Origin of the sequence: Aquabacterium sp. OR-4 (assembly GCF_025290835.2) — a bacterium.
Classification (GTDB): Bacteria; Pseudomonadota; Gammaproteobacteria; order Burkholderiales; family Burkholderiaceae_C; genus Pseudaquabacterium.
The window spans coordinates 568,478-586,796 of record NZ_JAOCQD020000001.1; the positions used below are offsets into that span (position 1 = coordinate 568,478).

The 18,319-nt window shown below is 70.9% G+C and carries 19 protein-coding genes; 3 read left to right on the forward strand and 16 right to left on the reverse strand.

What is annotated here, in order from left to right; genetic code table 11:
• Positions 1–34: 34 nt before the first annotated feature.
• The 6 genes from N4G63_RS02265 to N4G63_RS02290 form a co-directional block, all read right to left on the reverse strand.
• The gene (locus N4G63_RS02265; protein WP_260788965.1) at positions 35–1,159 is read right to left on the reverse strand and encodes a M48 family metallopeptidase; all 1,125 of its coding nucleotides are present in this window, start codon (positions 1,157–1,159) and stop codon (positions 35–37) included.
• A gap of 81 nt (positions 1,160–1,240) precedes the next feature.
• Positions 1,241–2,446 (reverse strand): YjgN family protein, encoded by a 1,206-nt coding sequence (locus N4G63_RS02270; RefSeq protein ID WP_260788964.1) that lies wholly within the window; start codon positions 2,444–2,446, stop codon positions 1,241–1,243.
• 93 nt (positions 2,447–2,539) lie between these two features.
• Positions 2,540–3,454 (reverse strand): DUF3667 domain-containing protein, encoded by a 915-nt coding sequence (locus tag N4G63_RS02275; RefSeq protein WP_260788963.1) that lies wholly within the window; start codon positions 3,452–3,454, stop codon positions 2,540–2,542.
• A gap of 52 nt (positions 3,455–3,506) precedes the next feature.
• Entirely contained in the window at positions 3,507–4,454 is a 948-nt protein-coding gene (locus N4G63_RS02280) for a sugar kinase (RefSeq protein WP_314599301.1), read from the reverse strand.
• A 247-nt stretch (positions 4,455–4,701) separates the two neighbouring features.
• Positions 4,702–6,279, reverse strand: a complete 1,578-nt coding sequence (amaB, locus tag N4G63_RS02285; protein WP_260788962.1) for an L-piperidine-6-carboxylate dehydrogenase — start codon at positions 6,277–6,279, stop codon at positions 4,702–4,704.
• Between the two features lie 42 nt (positions 6,280–6,321).
• Positions 6,322–7,431: a saccharopine dehydrogenase family protein gene (locus tag N4G63_RS02290; RefSeq protein ID WP_260788961.1), complete on the reverse strand. Its 1,110-nt coding sequence runs from the start codon at positions 7,429–7,431 to the stop codon at positions 6,322–6,324.
• Positions 7,432–7,573: 142 nt separating this feature from the next.
• On the opposite strand from N4G63_RS02290, the gene N4G63_RS02295 reads away from it, so the two are divergent.
• Both N4G63_RS02295 and N4G63_RS02300 read left to right on the forward strand, forming a co-directional pair.
• Complete coding sequence (locus N4G63_RS02295; protein ID WP_260788960.1) at positions 7,574–8,008, forward strand: Lrp/AsnC family transcriptional regulator; 435 nt, start codon at positions 7,574–7,576, stop codon at positions 8,006–8,008.
• A gap of 13 nt (positions 8,009–8,021) precedes the next feature.
• Positions 8,022–8,579, forward strand: a complete 558-nt coding sequence (locus N4G63_RS02300; protein WP_260788959.1) for a GNAT family N-acetyltransferase — start codon at positions 8,022–8,024, stop codon at positions 8,577–8,579.
• A 9-nt stretch (positions 8,580–8,588) separates the two neighbouring features.
• Here N4G63_RS02300 and holA read toward each other — a convergent pair whose 3' ends face one another.
• The 7 genes from holA to N4G63_RS02335 are packed head-to-tail and all read right to left on the reverse strand — an operon-like array spanning position 8,589 to position 15,530.
• Entirely contained in the window at positions 8,589–9,686 is a 1,098-nt protein-coding gene (gene holA, locus N4G63_RS02305) for a DNA polymerase III subunit delta (RefSeq protein WP_260788958.1), read from the reverse strand.
• 58 nt (positions 9,687–9,744) lie between these two features.
• Positions 9,745–10,248 (reverse strand): LPS-assembly lipoprotein LptE, encoded by a 504-nt coding sequence (locus N4G63_RS02310; protein ID WP_314599302.1) that lies wholly within the window; start codon positions 10,246–10,248, stop codon positions 9,745–9,747.
• Positions 10,249–10,262: 14 nt separating this feature from the next.
• Positions 10,263–12,947: a leucine--tRNA ligase gene (gene leuS, locus N4G63_RS02315; protein ID WP_260788957.1), complete on the reverse strand. Its 2,685-nt coding sequence runs from the start codon at positions 12,945–12,947 to the stop codon at positions 10,263–10,265.
• Positions 12,948–12,997: 50 nt separating this feature from the next.
• Positions 12,998–13,420, reverse strand: coding sequence for an ExbD/TolR family protein (locus tag N4G63_RS02320; RefSeq protein WP_260788956.1), 423 nt, complete (start codon positions 13,418–13,420; stop codon positions 12,998–13,000).
• Between the two features lie 55 nt (positions 13,421–13,475).
• Positions 13,476–14,117 (reverse strand): MotA/TolQ/ExbB proton channel family protein, encoded by a 642-nt coding sequence (locus N4G63_RS02325; protein WP_260788955.1) that lies wholly within the window; start codon positions 14,115–14,117, stop codon positions 13,476–13,478.
• Positions 14,118–14,121: 4 nt separating this feature from the next.
• Entirely contained in the window at positions 14,122–14,958 is an 837-nt protein-coding gene (gene dapB, locus N4G63_RS02330) for a 4-hydroxy-tetrahydrodipicolinate reductase (protein ID WP_260788954.1), read from the reverse strand.
• Entirely contained in the window at positions 14,955–15,530 is a 576-nt protein-coding gene (locus tag N4G63_RS02335) for an outer membrane protein assembly factor BamE (protein ID WP_260788953.1), read from the reverse strand. Before N4G63_RS02335 ends, dapB begins: the two co-directional genes overlap by 4 nt.
• Before the next feature lie 78 nt (positions 15,531–15,608).
• On the opposite strand from N4G63_RS02335, the gene fur reads away from it, so the two are divergent.
• Positions 15,609–16,061, forward strand: a complete 453-nt coding sequence (gene fur / locus N4G63_RS02340) for a ferric iron uptake transcriptional regulator (protein ID WP_260788952.1) — start codon at positions 15,609–15,611, stop codon at positions 16,059–16,061.
• A 7-nt stretch (positions 16,062–16,068) separates the two neighbouring features.
• Here fur and hprK read toward each other — a convergent pair whose 3' ends face one another.
• From hprK to hpf, 3 genes are all read right to left on the reverse strand, one after another.
• Positions 16,069–17,022, reverse strand: a complete 954-nt coding sequence (hprK, locus tag N4G63_RS02345) for an HPr(Ser) kinase/phosphatase (RefSeq protein WP_260788951.1) — start codon at positions 17,020–17,022, stop codon at positions 16,069–16,071.
• Positions 17,023–17,053: 31 nt separating this feature from the next.
• Positions 17,054–17,524, reverse strand: coding sequence for a PTS sugar transporter subunit IIA (locus N4G63_RS02350; RefSeq protein ID WP_260788950.1), 471 nt, complete (start codon positions 17,522–17,524; stop codon positions 17,054–17,056).
• Between the two features lie 207 nt (positions 17,525–17,731).
• Positions 17,732–18,079, reverse strand: coding sequence for a ribosome hibernation-promoting factor, HPF/YfiA family (gene hpf, locus N4G63_RS02355; protein WP_260788949.1), 348 nt, complete (start codon positions 18,077–18,079; stop codon positions 17,732–17,734).
• Between the last annotated feature and the right edge of the window lie 240 nt (positions 18,080–18,319).

The following is an 18,319-nucleotide window of genomic DNA, read 5'->3' on the forward strand; positions in this document are numbered from 1 at the left end:
CGGCGCGGTGGCCGGGTGGGGGGAATGCGCGATTTTAGTCGGCCGCCACCATGCGGCGGACGCGCTCGGCATCCGGCGGGTGCGTGGCCAGGCCGATGGGCAGCTCGACCGGCTTGTCGCCACCCGCATCGCCACCTGTTGTGCCACGCCGGGCGCCGCTGCGCTGTGCCTGATCGGCGCGCAGGCGATCGAACAGCAGCGTCATCACCTGCGGCGAGTGGCCGTTGGCCCGCAGCAGGCGCGCGGCCTCGGCATCGGCCTCGAACTCGAAGCCGCGCGAGTAGGCGGCGTGGCTGAACACCACCGGCACCAGGGCCAGCAGCGACGAGACATCGCCCAGCAGCATGCTGCTGATGCCCGCCACCGCCGCACCCTGCACCAGCATGCGCATGCCGTGGCGGTGCTGCACATGGCCCAGCTCGTGGCCCAGCACGCCCATCAGCACCTCGGGCCGGTCGTCCAGCAACTGGGCCAGTGCGTCGGTGAGCACGATGTGACCGCCCGGCAGTGCAAAGGCATTGGGCCCGATGCCGCGCTCGGGCGTGGCGTGAAAGTGCAGCGTGTAGGGCGGCAGCGGCGGCAGGCCGCGGCTGCGGTGCAGCGCATCGGTGCGCTGCACCGCCTGCTGGAACTGCGTGCGGATGGCCGCCTGGCGTGCCGCCGGCAGCGCGCTGGCGCGCAGCATCTCGCGCTCGAACTGCGCCAGGCCGGCATCGCCCAGCTGGGCATCCACCGTGGTTGGCACCAGGGTCAGCACACCGCTGGCCAGTGCCGGCAGGCCCCAGATCCAGCCCACCGGCAGCGCGGCGATGGCCAGCACCAGCGTGGCCAGCACGCCGCGCCAGCTGAGGATCCAGCGGTTCACCCAGCCCGGGCCGGCGCCCTGGGCGGCGGCCCAGGCATCCCAGGCGGCGGTGTCCGGGCCCACCAGCAGGCCATGGCCGGGCAGGTAGGCCTGGCGCTGGCCGTGGCGGCTGCGCTCGGGCCAGCCGACCTGGCGCCAGGGCACGCGGCGCAGCTCGCGCGGCGGGCTGGTGGGGTCGTCGGCGGCCTCGATCAGCAGCTCGGCGCCGCTGCGCCGCAGCCGGGCGGCCTGCGGGCTGGCGCTGTGGCCGTCAAAGTAGTTGGCGGCCAGGGCCAGCGGGTCGGGTGCGGTCATGGCGCCAGCGAAGGGTTGCGCAAGAGGGGCGGCCAAGCCGGCCGGGGGGCCGATTCTCGCGGCTGGCCAGCGGGCTGCGGCTCAAAGGCCCACATCGATGTCGAGCAGGTCGCCGGCGGCGTCGCCCGCCGCACTGCCCGCGCCCTGGGCCGTGCCGGCCAGCCAGTTGGCCGGGTCTTCGTCGGCCTCGATGTGCACGGCGGCCAGGCGCAGCGCGGTCAGGCGCACCCAGCCGAAGGGCCAGTACAGGCCCAGCGTCAGCACCGACAGCAGCAGGTTCTTCAACAGCTGCAGCAGCACCGGCCGCAGCATCAGGTCGCTGCCAAAGCGCAGGGCCGCCGAGCGTGTGCTGCCCCACACCAGGTTCTGCAGCCGCACCATCAGCGCACCCTGGCCAACCATGGCGGCCATCATGTAGGCCAGCGCCAGCGAGCCCAGCACCAGGCCGTAGACCACCGGCTTGCCTTCCAGGCCGGGGCCCGGCAGTCCGCCCGCGGCCAGCGCGCCCATGGCCAGCGCGGCCAGCAGGCCCACCACCAGCACCGGCAGCGCCGCGGCCAGGCCGGCGCGGATGTTGACCTTGTAGAACGCCCAGGCGCCGGCGTGCAGCCGGGTGGTCTGCCCGGCCCAGTGGTAGTGGTCGTGCTGGTAACGCTTCATGCGAAAGCTGATCCACGGCCACATGCAGACGGCCAGCAAGGGCGCCAGCCCAAGAAACCAGGGCGGCGGCGGCTCGCCCCGCTCTTGCGGATACACCAGCAGCACCAGCGTCATGGCTGCCGGCAGCAGCATCGGCGCCAGGGCCGCATAGGCCTGGCCCAGGCTGCCGGTGAACTGCAGGCGCACGCCGCGCCAGCTGCTGTTGGCCAGCCGGAAGCGCAGCGAGGCCTGCCACAAGGCCGGCCACAGCGCCACCAGCGCCACCGACGCCAGCGTGCCGGCAGCCACCGAGAAGCGCCCCGCCACGGCATACAGGCCACCAAACACCAGGATCAGCAGGTGCCCGCGCAGCATGCTCCAGGGGTTGGCATGAAAGCCCATCGGCTGGCCGTCGACCAGGGTGTTGGCGTACTGCCAGCGCAGGCGCCGCACCTTGGCAAAGGGGGCGTACAGCGTCAAGGTCACCAGCGTCAGCAGCAGGTTGACGATCCAGATGCGGAAGTACTCGCTGCCCGAGCCGGTGAACTGCAGCGCCAGCGTGCGCGGCACGGCGGCGGGTGTCGCCGGCGGGGCCCCGGCGGGCAGGGCGTAGCGGGCCGGCTGATGGCCGGAATCTGAATTGAACATGGACGCCTCCCTGGCGCAAACAACCGAAAACCGGGGTCGACGCCCCGTGTGTGCAGGCAGTCTAGCGACGCCTGGGCCGGGCCCGTGCGGCGGCTACACCAGCAAGGTGAAGAGCGCCAGCACCGTGGTGGCGAGCAGCAGCGCCAGACCCTGGGCCAGGCCGATGGCCAGCACGCGCAGCGCCCGCACCCAGCGCCGGTCGCGGTACACGCGGCCCAGTGCCAGCCAGGCGTACACCGGCACGGCCAGCATGGCCAGCGCGATCAGCCAGCCCCAGCCGGTGAGCATCAGGCCCAGCATGGCAAACCAGAAGGCATGCAGGTGCAGCGCGAACACCAGGTGCTCGGTGTAGTGCAGGCGGCGGTTGCGGTAGGCCAGCTGCAGCCACAGCGCAAAGCTGGGCAGCAGCACGAACATGGCCGCGCCGATGTTGCCGAGAAAGCGTTCGCCCAGCGTGCCCACCTGGCGCGCCAGCGCCTGTGGCGCCAGGTCGAGCCGCTGTTGCAGGTTGCTGCACATCCAGGCCGGCAGGCGCTGGCAGTAGAACGCGCCGTCCTTCATGCCTGCCTCGCCCGCGCCCAGGCGCAGCTGCACATTGGGCACGCGCGGGGTGTCGGCCGGCGGCTCGCCCACCTTGACATCGACCTGCGCCACGGTGCGCATCAGCAGCAGCACCAGCACGCTCACCGTGAGGTACAGGCGCAGCGGCAGCACATAGTGCCGGCGCCGGCCGCGCAGGTATTGCACGGTGAGCTCGCCGGGGCGCAGCAGCAGCAGGCGCAGCGTGCGCCACAGCGCGCCTTCGGTCGACAGGTAGGCGCCGCCGAACTGCTGCAGCATCTCCAGCACCGTGGGCGGGCGCAGCCGCGTCTCCTGGCCGCAGTGGCCGCAAAAGGCCGGGCAGGGCTGCGGCAGCGGCTGGCCGCAGTTGGCGCATCGGGTGCCGGGAGGGCCGGCGTGGCAGGGCGCGGAATCGGGGCGTGCCGTCTCGGGCGTCACGTCGGGCATGGCGGCAATGATGGCATGCCGGCCATGCCGCCGCAGCGCACGCCGCAGCGCCTCAGTACGGCCAGGCGATGCCGGCAGCGGCCATGTCGGCGGCGCGCGGCAAGGGCGCCACCGCGCCCCAGCCGCGCGTGCTGAGCGCCGCGGCCACGTTGGCGGCGCGGGCCGCCTGGGCCAGCGGCAGGCCGCGCGCCAGCTGCACCAGACAGGCGCCGGCAAAGCAGTCGCCGGCGCCGGTGGCGTCGAGCGCCTGCACCGGGTGGGCGGGCAGCGACTCGCGGCCCAGGCCATCGCTGACGCGGCAGCCCTGCGCGCCCAGCTTCAGCGCCACGCGGCTGGCGCCCTGGGCGTGGGCCCAGTCGATCACCGCATCGGGCTGGCCGATGCCGGTGAGCGCATGGATCTCGTCCAGGCTGGGCAGGAACAGGTCGCACTGCTGCAGCACCGCGCGGGCCAGCGCCAGCGCCCGCGCACCCGAGCTCAGCCGCGCGCGGTGGTTGAGGTCGAAGCTGACCTGCGCGCCCTCGGCGCGGGCCAGGGCCACGGCATCGAGCACCGCGTCGCAGGCGCTGGGGCTGATGGCCAGCGAGATGCCCGACACATGCAGCCACTGCGTGCGCGCCAGCAGGGCGCGTGGCAGGTGGCCGGGCGTCAGCTGGGTGGCCGGGCTGTTGGCGCGGCGGTAGCTGAACTGGTGGCCGCCCTCGGCGCCGCTGGCGTGGTGGGTGACGAAGTAGAGCCCGGTCTGGCCGCCATGGACCACGCGCACGCCTTCGGTATCGATCTTCTCGCGCTGCCACAGCGCCAGCAGCTCATGGCCGAAGGCGTCGTCACCGACCTGGCTGATGTAGGCGCAGCGCGCACCCAGGCGGGCTGCTGCGATCACCGCATTGCTGGTGTCGCCACCGTAGCCGCGATGGAACTCGGGCCGGGCCGGGTCGCGCTGGTTGAACTCGACCAGGCCTTCGCCGATGGCAACGATGTCGTACAGGGCGTCGGACATGGGCGCGATGATGCGCCGAAACCGCCGCGCTTGGAAAGTCCGGCCCCGCGTCGCCGCGAAGCCGGTTGCTGTCACAGCGGGCCGAGCGCCGGGCCGCCCCAAGCCGGCCCGCCAACCCGCCCGGCGGGTGGCTTCGCGTACCCGCGAAGCCGGGTGCTGTCACGGAGAGCCGAGCGCCGGGCCGCCCCAAGCCGGCCCGCCAACCCGCCCGGCGGGTGGCTTCGCGTACCCGCGAAGCCGGGTGCTGTCAGAAATCGAACCTGACGCCTTGGGCGAGCGGCAGGGCGCGCGAGTAGTTCACCGTGTTGGTGGCGCGGCGCATGTAGTTCTTCCAGGCGTCGCTGCCCGATTCGCGGCCGCCGCCGGTTTCTTTCTCGCCGCCGAAGGCGCCGCCGATCTCGGCGCCCGAGGTGCCGATGTTGACGTTGGCGATGCCGCAGTCGCTGCCGGTGGCCGACATGAAGGCCTCGGCCTCGCGCAGGTCGTTGGTGAAGATCGCCGACGACAGGCCTTGCGGCACGCCGTTCTGCAGCGCGATGGCCTCGTCGAGCGTCGCGTACTTCAGCACATAGAGGATGGGCGCGAAGGTTTCGTGGCACACCACGGCCGTTTGCGCCGGCATCGTCACCAGGGCCGGTGCGGCATACCAGGCATCGGCATGGCCGCCCACCGTCACGCGGGCACCGCCGCGCAGCTCGCCGCCCTGGGCCCGGGCCTCGGCCAGCGCGGTCTGCATGGTGTCGAAGGCGGCCTGGTCGACCAGCGGGCCCACCAGCACGCCGGCCTCGCGCGGGTCGCCCACCTGCAGGCTGGCGCGTGCGCGCTCCAGGCGCGCCACCAGCTCGTCGTGCACGCTGGCATGGGCGATGACGCGGCGCGTGGTGGTGCAGCGCTGGCCGGCCGTGCCCCAGGCGCCAAAGGCGATGCCGCGCACCGCCAGGTCGAGGTCGGCCGTGGGGGCCACGATGATGGCGTTGTTGCCGCCCAGCTCGAGCAGGCAGCGGCCAAAGCGCTGCGCCACGCGCGGGCCCACCGCGCGGCCCATGCGGGTGGAGCCGGTGGCCGAGAGCAGGGCCACGCGGGCATCGTCGACCAGCGCCTCGCCCACATCGGCGCGGCCGTTGAGCACCTGGCTCAGGTGCGCAGGCGCCTCGCCGCCGGCGGCGGTGTAGCGCGCCAGCGCCTGCTCGAACAGCGCCTGCGTGGCCAGCGCGGTGAGCGGCGTCTTCTCGCTAGGTTTCCACACCACGCTGTTGCCGCACACCAGGGCCAGCGTGGCATTCCAGGCCCACACGGCCACCGGAAAGTTGAAGGCCGAGATCACGCCCACCACGCCCAGCGGATGCCACTGCTCCATCATGCGGTGGCCGGGGCGCTCGCTGGCAATCGTCAGGCCATGCAGCTGGCGCGACAGGCCGACGGCGAAGTCGCAGATGTCGATCATCTCCTGCACCTCGCCCTCGCCCTCGCTGCTCACCTTGCCGGCTTCCAGCGTGACCAGCGCCGCCAGCGCGGCCTTGTGCGTGCGCAGGGTTTCGCCGAACAGGCGCACCAGCTCGCCGCGGCGCGGCGCCGGTACCGCACGCCAGGCCTCAAAGGCCTGCTGCGCGCGGCCGATGGCGGCCTGCATGTCGGCGGCGCCGGCCAGCGGCACCTGGCCGGTGAGGCCGCCGTCGATGGGCGAGCGCGCGGCCAGCGGGCCGCCGGTGGTGAGCGCCGCGGGCACGCCCAGGCGGGCCAGCAGATCGGCGGCGGTGGCGGTGGTGGCCGCGGTGCTGGTGGCGCTGGTGGCGGCGGCGGCGGTGGTGGTGTGGGGCGTGGTCATGGCAGGGACTTCAGGCTCGGGCTCGGGCTGGGGCTGGGGCGCTCAGGCGATCGACTCCACCTGGCGCGACTGCTGGTAGGCGCTGCCGAAGCGGTTGGCCAGGAAGGCGGGCAACTCTACCTGCTCCTGCCGCACGAAGCCGCTGCGCGGCAGCCGGCCCTCGCGGAACAGATCGACCGCGGCGCAGATGCCGGCGGCGGTGGTGATCTGGATCGCCGACAGCGGATTCGTCACATCCCGGTCGGCAAAGATCTTGCGCGCGAACACCTCCTGCACGAAGGCGCCGCGCTTGACGCCCGAGACGGTGACGAACACCAGCACCACGTCCTGCATGGTGGCCGGCATGCTCTTGCGCAGGATGCTCTTGAGCAGCTCCTGGTCGCCGGCCAGGCCCAGGTCGTCCAGCAGGAACTTCATGCGCTCGCGGTGGCCGGGGTAGCGCACGGTCTTGTAGTCGAGGTGGCGCACGCGGCCGCCCCAGGTCTCGCACAGCGTGCCCAGCCCGCCCGAGGTGTTGAAGGCTTCGTACTCCACGCCGTCCAGGCTGAAGTGCTCCAGCCCTTCCAGCGGCAGGGCCTGGATGAACTGGCCGCCATGGATGGCCTCGCAGGGGTGGCAGTACTCGTTGATCAGGCCGTCCACGCTCCAGGTCAGGTTGTACTTGAGCTGGTTGGTCGGAAACGCGGGCAGCGCGCCCACGCGCATCTGCACGTCGCGCACCGTCTCGAACTGGCTGGCCAGGTGGTGGGCCACGATGCCGATGAAGCCCGGCGCCAGCCCGCACTGCGGCATGAAGGCGGTGGGCGCGCCCTCGGCCAGCGCCTGGATGGCCTTGGTGGCGGCCACGTCCTCGGTCAGGTCGAAGTAGTGGCAGCCGGCCTCGCGCGCCGCACCGGCGGCCGCAATGGCCAGGTGGTAGGGCAGGGCGTTGACCACCGCGGCATGGCCGCGCACCGCCGCCAGCAGCGCGTGCGGCTCGTCGGTGTCCACCTGCGCGGTGGCCACCGTGGTGCCGGCCGGCATGGCCGCGGCCACGCGGGCCAGCGCGGCGGCGTCGCGGTCGATCACGGTGACGGTGTAGTCGCCGCTGGTGGCCAGCAGGCGGGCGATGGTCTGGCCGATGTGGCCGGCGCCGAGCAGGGCGATGTGCATGGAAGGCTCCTGGAGACGGTGGCAGGGGGGGCGGGCCGCATGGCCGATGGCCTGGAGTCTGATCTGGCGCCCGGGCGATTGAAAGCGGCAATTCGTCAGAACGATTACTGATTCGGACGATTCGTCGATACAGTTCGCCACAATGATTCAAGACGACACCGATCGCGCGCTGATCGCACGGCTGCAGGCCAATGCCCGCACACCCACCGCCGACCTGGCGCGCCAGCTGGGCATTGCCCGCACCACGGTGGTGGCGCGGCTGCAGCGGCTGGAGCGCAGCGGCGTGATCGTGGGCTACACGGTGCGCCTGGGCCAGGGCGACGAGCGCCCGCGCGTGATGGCCCAGGTGGGCATCTCGGTGGAGCCCAAGCGCTCGCGCGAGGTGGTGCTGCGCCTGCAGGCCATCCCCGAGCTGACCCAGCTGTACACGGTGAGCGGCGAGAGCGATCTGCTGGCCGTGCTGCGCGCCGACAGCACGGCGCGGCTGGACGCGCTGCTCGACGAGATCGGCGAGACCGACGGCGTGCGCAAGACCACCACCTCGGTGGTGCTGGCGGTGCGCGTCGACCGCGGTTGACCGCAGACCTGCCATGCCCCTGCCCTGCTTCGAGACCCTGAGCACCCCGCGCCTGCAACTGTCGCCGGTGGCCGAGGCCCACCTGGACGACCTGCTGCGCATGAACGGCGACGACGCGGTGACGCAGTACCTGCCCTACGCCACCTGGGCCACACGCGCCGATGGCGAGGCCTGGCTGGCGCGCATGCAGGCGCTGCAGGCCACCGGCGGTGCCCAGCAGCGGGTGCTGCAGCGCCGCGCCGATGGCCGGGTGATCGGCAGCCTGCTGCTGTTCAAGCACGACGAAGGCAGCCGCCGCATCGAGCTGGGCTATGCGCTGGCGCGCGACTGCTGGGGCCAGGGCTGGATGCGCGAGGCCGTGCAGGCCGCCTGCGCCCATGCCTTCGGCGTGCTGCAGCTGCGCCGCATCGAGGCCGAGGTGAACCCCGACAACGCCGCCTCGTGCGCGCTGCTGGCGCGCCTGGGCTTCACGCTCGAAGGCCGGCTGCGCCAGCGCTGGACGGCCAAGGGCCGCAGCTACGACACGAACCTGTACGGCCTGCTGGACAGCGACGCGCGGCCGGCCGCCTGAGCGCGCGGCTCAGGCTTCCAGCGCCAGCCGCACGCGCACCGCCGCACGCCCGCGCGGCGCCGGCGGGGCGGCCACGGCCTGCACCAGCATCAGCGCCAGGCGCTTGAGCGCATCCCAGGGCTCGAGCGGCCATTGCGGGTGCTTCAAGCCCTTGACGATGCCGTCGCAGGTGCTGGCGGCCTCCACCAGGTGGGCCAGCTGGTGCTCGGCCAGCAGCGGCAGCACGCGCTCGAACAGGCGCTCCTTGTTGCCCCACACGCGGTTCTCGCGCAGCGCCATCGGCAGCGGCTTGCCGTGGGCCATGGCGTCCTTCACGCGCTTGAGTGCGCGGATGTCCTCGGCCAGGGTCCAGTGCACCAGCACCGTGGCTTCGCCCTCGGCGCGCAGGCCGTCCACCATGCGCAGCACGCGGGCCGTCTGGCCGGCCAGCACCGCCTCGCTGAGCTTGAACACGTCGTAGCGCGCCACGTTCAGCACCGCGGCTTCCACCTGCTCGTAGGCCAGCTCGCCGGCCGGGTACAGCAGCGCCAGCTTCTGCAGCTCTTGGTGCGCGGCGAGCAGGTTGCCTTCCACGCGATCGGCAAAAAAGGCCAGGGTCTGCACGCCCACATCGCCTTCGGCCACGCGCTGGCCCTGGCGCGCCAGGCGCTGGGCGATCCACTGCGGCAGCGCGCGGCGTTCAACCGGATCGACGCGCACGCTCACGCCCGCGGCGTCCAGCGCGATGAACCAGGCCGACTGCTGCTGCTGGCGGTCGAGCCGGGGCAGGTGCACGATGGTCAGCACGTCGTCGCCCACCGCGGCGCAGTAGCGCTGCAGGGCCTCGGAGCCGTCCTTGCCCGGCTTGCCGCCGGGTATGCGCAGCTCGATCAGCTGGCGCTCGGCAAACAGGCTCATGGCCTGGGCCGCGCCGAGCACGCCCGACCAGTCGAAGTGCGCGCCGCTCACGGTGAACACCTTGCGTTCGCTGTAGCCGGCCGCACGGGCGGCGTTGCGCACCGCGTCGCCGGCTTCCTGGGCGAGCAGCGGCTCGTCGCCGTGCACGGTGTAGACCGGCTTCAGGCCGCGGGCGAGGTGGGCGTCGAGCTGATCGCTGCGCAGTTGCATCTTGGGCGTGGATTGTGGCGCGGCTTTGGCCGGTCAAGGGTCGCTGCCACGGGCGCCGTCAGCGTGCCGGGCTCACCCGGGCCAGGCGGCGCAGCACCTGCAGCACGATGTCGGTCTGCATCGCGGCGTAAAGCTCGCCTTCTTCCTGCTCCTTGGCCAGGGCCGAGGTCTCGCTGTAGCTCATGTCGCGGCTGAGCATCAGCTCGGTGTCGGGGATCAGTTCGCGGCCGCCCGGCGTCTCGGCGCGAAACACCAGGCGCACGCGCAGCGTCAGCTCGCGCACCTGGCCGGCCGCGGTGGACGCGGCCACCACCTTCTGGCGCCGGTCTTCCAGCACGCGCAGCACCACCTCGGCCTGGGCCGGCGCCGGCAGCACCTGCACCTGGCCGCTCAGGCGGCGCTGCAGCTCCTCGCCCAGCGGCGAATCGGCAGCCAGGCCCAGCAGCGCAATGCGTGCAAAGGGCAGCGGCGGCTCGCTGCGCAGCGCAAAGCCGCAGCCGCCCAGCGCGCCGGCGGCGGCCGCCGCCAAGGCGACGGCACCCAGCTGCCGGCGGCGGAGCATCATCGCCACGCCGCTCACACCACCACGTTGACCAGGCGACCCGGCACCACGATCACCTTCTTGGCCGCCTTGCCTTCGCTGAACTTGGCGAACTCGGCCGAGGCCAGCGCGGCCGCCTCGATGGCGGCCTTGTCGGCAGCGGCCGGCACCGTCACGGCGCCGCGGGTCTTGCCGTTGATCTGCAGCACCAGCTCGACCTCGTCCTGCACCAGGGCCGATTCGTCCACCGCGGGCCAGGGCGCATCCAGCAGCCCGCCGATGGCCGCGGCATAGCCCAGTTCGACCCACAGGCCGTGGCTGATGTGCGGGCAGGCCGGGTACAGCGCGCGCAGCAGCACCGAGACGGCCTCGCACAGCGTGGCGGTGTCACCGTCACTGCCGTCGGGCTTGAAGGCCTCCAGCGCGTTGAGCAGCTTCATGCAACCCGAGACCACGGTGTTGTACTGCATGCGCTCGTAGTCGTGGCTCATCTGGCGCAGCACCAGATGCACCTCGCGGCGCAGCGCCTTGGCCTCGGCGCGCAACCCGGCCTTCGACAGATCGCTGGCGGTGGCGCGCTGCAGCGCCTCGTGGTGTTTGGCACCGAAGGCCCACACGCGCTTGAGGAAGCGGTGCGCGCCCTCGACGCCGGCGTCGTTCCACTCCAGCGTCTGCTCGGGCGGGCTGGCGAACATCACGAACAGGCGCGCGGTGTCGGCGCCGTAGCGGTCGATCAGCTCCTGCGGGTCGACGCCGTTGTTCTTCGACTTCGACATCGTGCCGACGCCGCCGTAGTCCACCGCCGAGCCGTCGCTCTTGAGCTTGGCGCCCACCACCTTGCCGCCGGCATCGGTGACGTTCTCGACCTCGTGCGGCCAGAAGTACTCGATGCCGCCCTGCGCGGTGCGCCGGCTGTAGATGTGGTTGAGCACCATGCCCTGGGTCAGCAGCTTGGTGAAGGGCTCGCTCATGGCCACCAGGCCCAGGTCGCGCATCGCCTTGGTCCAGAAGCGCGCGTACAGCAGGTGCAGGATGGCGTGCTCGATGCCGCCGATGTACTGGTCCATGCCGGCGCCACCGGCCGCGCTGGTGCTGGGCGGCATCCAGTAGCGCGTGCCGTCGGCCACCATGGCCTGCGGGTTGGCCGGATCGCAGTAGCGCATGAAGTACCACGAACTGTCGACGAAGGTGTCCATCGTGTCGGTCTCGCGGCGGCCCGGCTGGCCGCACACCGGGCAGGGCGCGTTGAGGAAGTCCTCGCGCCTGGCCAGCGGGTTGCCGCTGCCGTCGGGGATGCAATCCTCGGGCAGCACCACCGGCAGGTCCTGCTCGGGCACCGGCACCGCACCATGCTCGGCGCAGTGGATGATCGGGATCGGCGTGCCCCAGTAGCGCTGGCGGCTCACGCCCCAGTCGCGCAGGCGCCAGGTGGTCTTCTTCTCGCCCAGGCCCTTGGCGCCGAGCAGCTCGGCCACCTTGGCCACGGCGTCCTTGTGGCCCAGGCCGTCGAGCAGGCCGCTGTGGACGCAGCGCGCGCGCGGCTTGTCGCCATACCAGTCGGCCCAGGCCTCGGTGGAGAAGTGCTCGCCGTCCACCGCGATCACCTGCTGGATCGGCAGCGCGTACTTCTTGGCAAACGCGAAGTCGCGCTCGTCGTGCGCCGGCACGCCCATCACGGCGCCGTCGCCATAGCTCATCAGCACATAGTTGCCGACCCACACCTCCACCTGCGCGCCGGTGAGCGGGTGGGTGACGAACAGGCCCGTGGCCAGGCCTTCCTTCTCCTTGGTGGCCAGCTCGGCCTCGGTGGTGCCGCCGGCCTTGCAGGTCTCGATGAACGCGGCCAGCGCCGGGTTGCTGGCGGCGGCATGCGTGGCCAGCGGGTGCTCGGGCGCCACGGCGCAGAAGCTCACGCCCATGATGGTGTCGGCGCGGGTGGTGAACACCCACATGCGGCCGTCACCGATCAGCGCACCGGCGGCATCGCGGATGTCGTGCGGGAAGGCGAAGCGCACGCCCTCGCTCTTGCCGATCCAGTTCTCCTGCATCAGCCGCACGCGCTCGGGCCAGCCCGACAGGTAGTTCGGGTCTTGCGGGTTGTTCACTGCCGACAGCAGCTCGTCGGCGTAGTCGGTGATCTTCAGGTAGTAGCCCGGGATCTCGCGCTTTTCCACCGGCGCGCCGCTGCGCCAGCCGCGGCCGTCGATCACCTGCTCGTTGGCCAGCACGGTCTGGTCGACCGGGTCCCAGTTCACCACCTGGGTGCGGCGCTCGGCGATGCCCTTTTCCAGCATCTTCAGAAACAGCCACTGGTTCCAGCGGTAGTACTGCGGCTGGCAGGTGGCGACCTCGCGGCTCCAGTCGATGGCCAGGCCCATGGCGGCCATCTGGCCCTTCATGTGGGCGATGTTCGAGTAGGTCCACTGCGCCGGCGGCACCTTGTTCTTCATGGCCGCGTTCTCGGCCGGCAGGCCGAAGGCGTCCCAGCCCATCGGCATCAGCACGTTCATGCCCTTCATGCGCAGCTGGCGCGCGAGCATGTCGTTGATGGTGTAGTTGCGCACATGGCCCATGTGCAGCTTGCCGCTGGGGTAGGGCAGCATCGAGCAGGCGTAGAACTTGGGCCGCGTGTGATCCTCGACCACACGGTAGGCATCGGTCGCGTTCCAGTGCGACTGGGCGGCCGCTTCGACCTCGGTGGGGGCGTATTTCTCGTTCATCCCGCCGATTGTAGGAGGGGGGTCTGGCGCGACCAGCCCGTGCCGGCGCTTCAGCGTGGCGGCTGGCCTTCGGTGACGAAGCCGATGCGCACCAGTCCGGCCTGCTGCACCAGGCCGATCAGCTCGGCAATGCGGCCATAGGGCACGGCCTGGTCGGCACGCAGCTGCACCTCGGTGCCGGGGTCGCGGCTGGCGGCCTCGCGCACGCGGGCCTGCAGCTGCTCGGCCTTGACCGGCTCGTCACCCCAGAAGAACTGGCCCTGGCCGTCCACCGCCACGGCCACCGCGCTGGGCGCGGCGCTGGGTGTGGCGCCAGCGGCCTTGGGCAGATCGAGCCGCAGGCTGGTGCTCATCAACGGCGCGGTGATGATGAAGATCACCAGCAGCACCAGCATCACGTCGATCAGCGGCGTCATGTTGATGTCGCTCATCGGCTGCGAGGCCGACGCGCGCTCGAGCCGGCCAAAGCTCACAGCGGCGTCCCGGGCGGGCTGGAGCGGCGCACGCTGCACGCGCTGCGGGGCTGGCTCATTTCAGCGCCATCTCGCGCAGGTCGTGGGCAAAGCCTTCGAGCTCGGCCTCGCAGCCGGCCACCCACTTGCCGAACAGGTTGTAGGCCAGCACCGCCGGAATGGCCACCGCCAGGCCGGCGGCGGTCATGATCAGCGCCTCGCCCACCGGGCCGGCCACCTTGTCGATGGTGATCGCGCCGGCGGTCGAGATGCTCAGCAGCGCGTGGTAGATGCCCCACACCGTGCCGAACAGGCCGATGAAGGGTGCCGTGCTGCCGATCGAGGCCAGCAGCACCTGGCCATGCTGCAGGCGCTGCAGGCTGCGGTGCATGGCATCGCGCAGGCGCCGGGTGAGCTGGCTGCTGCGGTCGGCCTGCGTGGCCAGCGTGCCGGCCGCCTCGCGCGCGATGGCGGCGTCCAGCAGCGGCAGCAGCACCGTCTCGCGGTCCAGGCTGGCCAGCCGCTGGCGGCCGTTGTCGAGCGAATCGGCGCCCCAGAACGCGGCGATCGCCAGCGCCAGATCGCGCCGCGCGCGGTTCAGGCCGAAACCCTTCCACAGGATCAGCACCCAGGCACTGACCGACATCGCCAGCAGCAGCACCGCCACCGCGCGGCCGATGGCATCGCTTTCGCCCCAGAACTGCGCCAGGCCCTGCATGCCGTCAGGCCGCCTTGAAGCCGAGCACGTCGGCCATGTCGTACAGGCCGTTGGCGCGCGTGGCCAGGTAGCGTGCGGCGCGCAGGCTGCCCTGGGCATAGCCGGCGCGGCTGGAGGCCTTGTGCGAGATCTCGATGCGCTCGCCGGTGCCGGCAAACAGCACGGTGTGGTCGCCGATGATGTCGCCGCCGCGGATGGTGGCAAAGCCGATGGTCGACGGATCGCGCTCGCCGGTGACGCCCTCGCGGCCGTACACCGCGCAATCCTTCAGCTCGCGCCCCAGTGCGGCGGCCACCGTCTCGCCCATGGCCAGCGCGGTGCCGCTGGGCGCATCCACCTTGTGGCGGTGGTGGGCTTCGACGATCTCGATGTCGTAGCCCTGGCTGAGCGCGCGCGCGGCCTGGTCGAGCAGGCGCATCACCACGTTCACGCCCACGCTCATGTTCGGCGCCAGCAGGATGGCGATGTGCTCGGCATGGTCGCGCAGCTCGGCCTTCTGGGCCTCGCTGAAGCCGGTGGTGCCGATGACCAGCTTGACGCCGGCGGTGCGGCAGGCCGCGGCATGGGCCAGCGTGCCTTCGGGGCGGGTGAAGTCGATCAGCACCTGGGCGCCGGCCAGGCCCGCCGCCAGATCGGCGGTGATGGCCACGCCGGTGTCACGGCCGGCAAAGGCGCCTGCATCCTGGCCCAGCGCCGGGCTGCCGGGCTGATCAAGTGCGCCGGCCAGCAGGCAATCGGGCGCCGCCAGCACGGCCTCTACCAGCATGCGGCCCATGCGGCCGGAGGCGCCGGCCACCGCCACGCGCAGCGGCGCGCCCACCGGACTGCCCATCGCGCTCATGTCGCTTCGAGCGGCGGGTAGCTGCGCTGCGGCGGCGGGGTGTCGGCCGGCGGCGCATCCACCTTGGGCGGACGCGGCAGGGCCTGCTTTTCCTCGGGCGTGAGCTCGAGCACCGGCTTCTTGCCGTCGGCGCGGGTGCGCGTGATCGAGCTGACGAACTCCTGCTCGCTGGGCAAGTCGGGCGCCTCGAGCTTGTCCAGCTTGTCGTCCTTGAACCAGGCCACCACGGCCCGGCGCTGCGGCTCGGTGCCGGGGCGGCGGATCGTGAACACGTAATCCCAGCGGTTGGCGTGGAACACGTCGGTGAGCATCGGCGAGCCCAGGATGTCGCGCACCTGGTTGCGGCCCATGCCCGGCTTGATCAGCGCCACCTGCTCCTTGGTGACCACGTTGCCCTGCACGATGTCCATGCGGTAGGGGGTGATCACGCCGAGAAAACTGTCGCTCTGGCTGATGGAAGGCAGCGAGGGCAGGTAGGAGCATCCGGCCAGGCCGGTGGCCAGCAGCGGGGCCAGCCAGCAGCGCGGGGCGGCAAAGCGAACGGTGAGCGATCTGCGCAAGAGGCCTGCCATGCGGTAGGGGTGCGAAAGGGCACTGCATTGCGCAGCACCCGCGGCTGGATATGATCCCAGGATTCTAGCGACGCCAACATGCCGCAAACCGAAGACTCCCCGCAAGCCCGCGTTGACGAGCTCAAGAGCAGTGGCCTGAAGGCCACGCTGCCGCGCATCAAGATCCTTGAGGTCTTCCAGCGCACGACCGAACGGCACATGACAGCCGAAGATGTCTACAAGGCGCTGCTGATGGAGGGCGCCGACATCGGCCTGGCCACCGTCTACCGCGTGCTGATGCAGTTCGAGCAGGCCGGTCTGCTGTCGCGCAGCCACTTCGAATCCGGCAAGTCGGTGTTCGAGCTGAACGAAGGCCGCCACCACGACCACCTGGTGTGCCTGACCTGCGGCCGTGTCGAGGAGTTTTTCGACGCCGAGATCGAGCAGCGCCAGCGCGCCATCGCGCAGCGCCACGGCTTCGATCTGCAGGATCACGCGCTGTCGCTGTACGCCGTCTGCAACAAGACCGACTGCCCGCACCGCAGCAAGTAAGGCCGGATCAGTCTTCGGCCTGCTGCATCGCGCGCTGATGGCGCTGGATGAATTCCTGATAGGTGTCGATGCCGCGCAATTGCAGGATGGTGTTGCGCACCGCCGCCTCCACCAGCACCGCCAGGTTGCGCCCGGCATCCACCGCGATCACCACCTTGCGCACCGGCATGCCCAGGATCTCTTCGTACAGCGGCTCGTAGGGCAGGCGTTCGAACTCGCGCTCCATCGTCTCCTTGCGCACCAGGTGGACGATCAGCTTGAGCCGCATCTTGCGGCGCACGGCGGTCTCGCCAAAGATCGCCTTGATGTCGAGCAGGCCGATGCCGCGCACCTCGAGCAGGTTCTGCAGCAGCTCGGGGCAGCGCCCTTCCAGTGCGCTCTGGCTGATCTTGTAAAGATCCACCGCGTCGTCGGCCACCAGGCCATGGCCGCGGCTGATCAGCTCGAGGCCCAGTTCGCTCTTGCCCAGGCCTGATTCACCGGTGAGCAGCACGCCCAGGCCCAGGATATCCATGAACACGCCGTGGCGGGTGATGCGGTCGGCAAACAGGTGCGCCAGATAGGCGCGCACGATGTCGATCACCTGGCCGGCCGACTCGGTAGTCACGAACAGCGGGATCTCGGCGCGGTCGCACATCGCCACCAGGCGGTCGGGCGGGGTCACGCCGTCGGCGCCGATCAAGACAGGCGGCTCCAGCGTCACGATGCGGGCAATGCGGCGCTCCTGGTCTTCGGGCGCTGATTGCGACAGGTAGGCCACCTCGCGGCGGCCGACGATCTGCACCCGGTAGGGGTGGATGTAGTTCAGGTAGCCCACCAGGTCGGCCGCGCTCTGGGCGTCGCGCACCGCGGCATCGTCAAAGCGGCGCTCCGGGTGGGCGTGGCCGGCAATCCACTCCCAGCGCAGCAGTTCGCGCTGCGCCTCGAACAGCGCCTCGGCGCTGATGGATGTGGGTTTCACGGGCGGGCGGCTGGCGGTGGGCGGCTGGGGCTCAGGCCACCGACTTCAGCGGCGCCCAGTCGGCAATCAGCTTGTGCAGCGCGGCGGCGTCCTCGGCGGTCTTCAGCTGCTCGCGCAGGCCGCGGTCGGACAGCATTTCGGCGATCTCGGACAGGATCTCCAGGTGCCGCTGCGTGGCGGCCTCGGGCACCAGCAGAAAGATCAGCAGGCTCACCGGCTCGTCGTCGGGGGCATCAAACGGGATCGGCTGCAGCACGCGGATCACGGCTGCCAGCGGATTTTTCAGGCCCTTGATGCGGCCGTGCGGAATGGCCACGCCATGGCCCAGGCCGGTGGAGCCCAGGCGTTCTCGCGCAAACAGGTTGTCGGTGACCGTGGCACGCGCGATCGCGTGCTGGTTTTCAAACAACAGCCCTGCCTGTTCAAAGGCGCGCTTCTTGCTGGTTGCATCCACATCCACCAGCACATTGCTGGCCGGCAGGATGGCGGCGAGACGGTTCATGGCTTTGACCCCACGCAGCGCCACGCGTCGAGGGGCGCAAGCACGGGATGTGTGACAGAGCGACGCATTATAGAAACGGCTTGCTGCACTGCAGTGTGGACTTCACCCGCAGGTACGGGATGTTGTCATCGTGATGAACTGCCGCTGGGCGGCGATGAAAAACGGCCCCGAAGGGCCGTTGCGTGCCAGAAGGCTGCGCGGCGCGTGTCAGGGCGCTTCGGCGTCCAGCAGATTGCGCTTGGTGGTGGCGTGGTGGTGATCCTGCAGGCGATCCTTGTGGCGGACGACTTGACGATCCAGCTTGTCCATCAGCTGGTCGATCGCGGCGTACATGTCCTCGTGGGACTGTTCGACGAAGATATCGCGGCCCTTCACATGCAAAGTCACCTCAGCCTTCTGTCGGCGTTCCTTCTCCTTCAGCTTCTCAACCGTCAGCAAAACGGCGACATCGACCACCTGGTCAAAATGTCGCGTCACCCGATCCAGCTTTGTGAGCACGTACTCACGCAGCGCCGGGGTCACTTCCAAGTGGTGACCGCTGATCGTCAGGTTCATCGAAGCGTCCTTTCAAATGGGTTCCAGTGCGCAAGACGGGCCATCACAGGGGGCCGAACCACCTGTCTTACAGCGCCCGTCCGAATCCAGTGTGCGCCCGTTTCGCGCCGCCTGACAAGACCATGCCGCGGTGTAGGATTGACCGGTTTGCCAGTTCGTGCACGTTCAGGATCGGCTTGTTTTGGTCGCCTCTTGTTACACACTGGCAGAGTTTCCATCCGCACTAACCACGAGTACGCC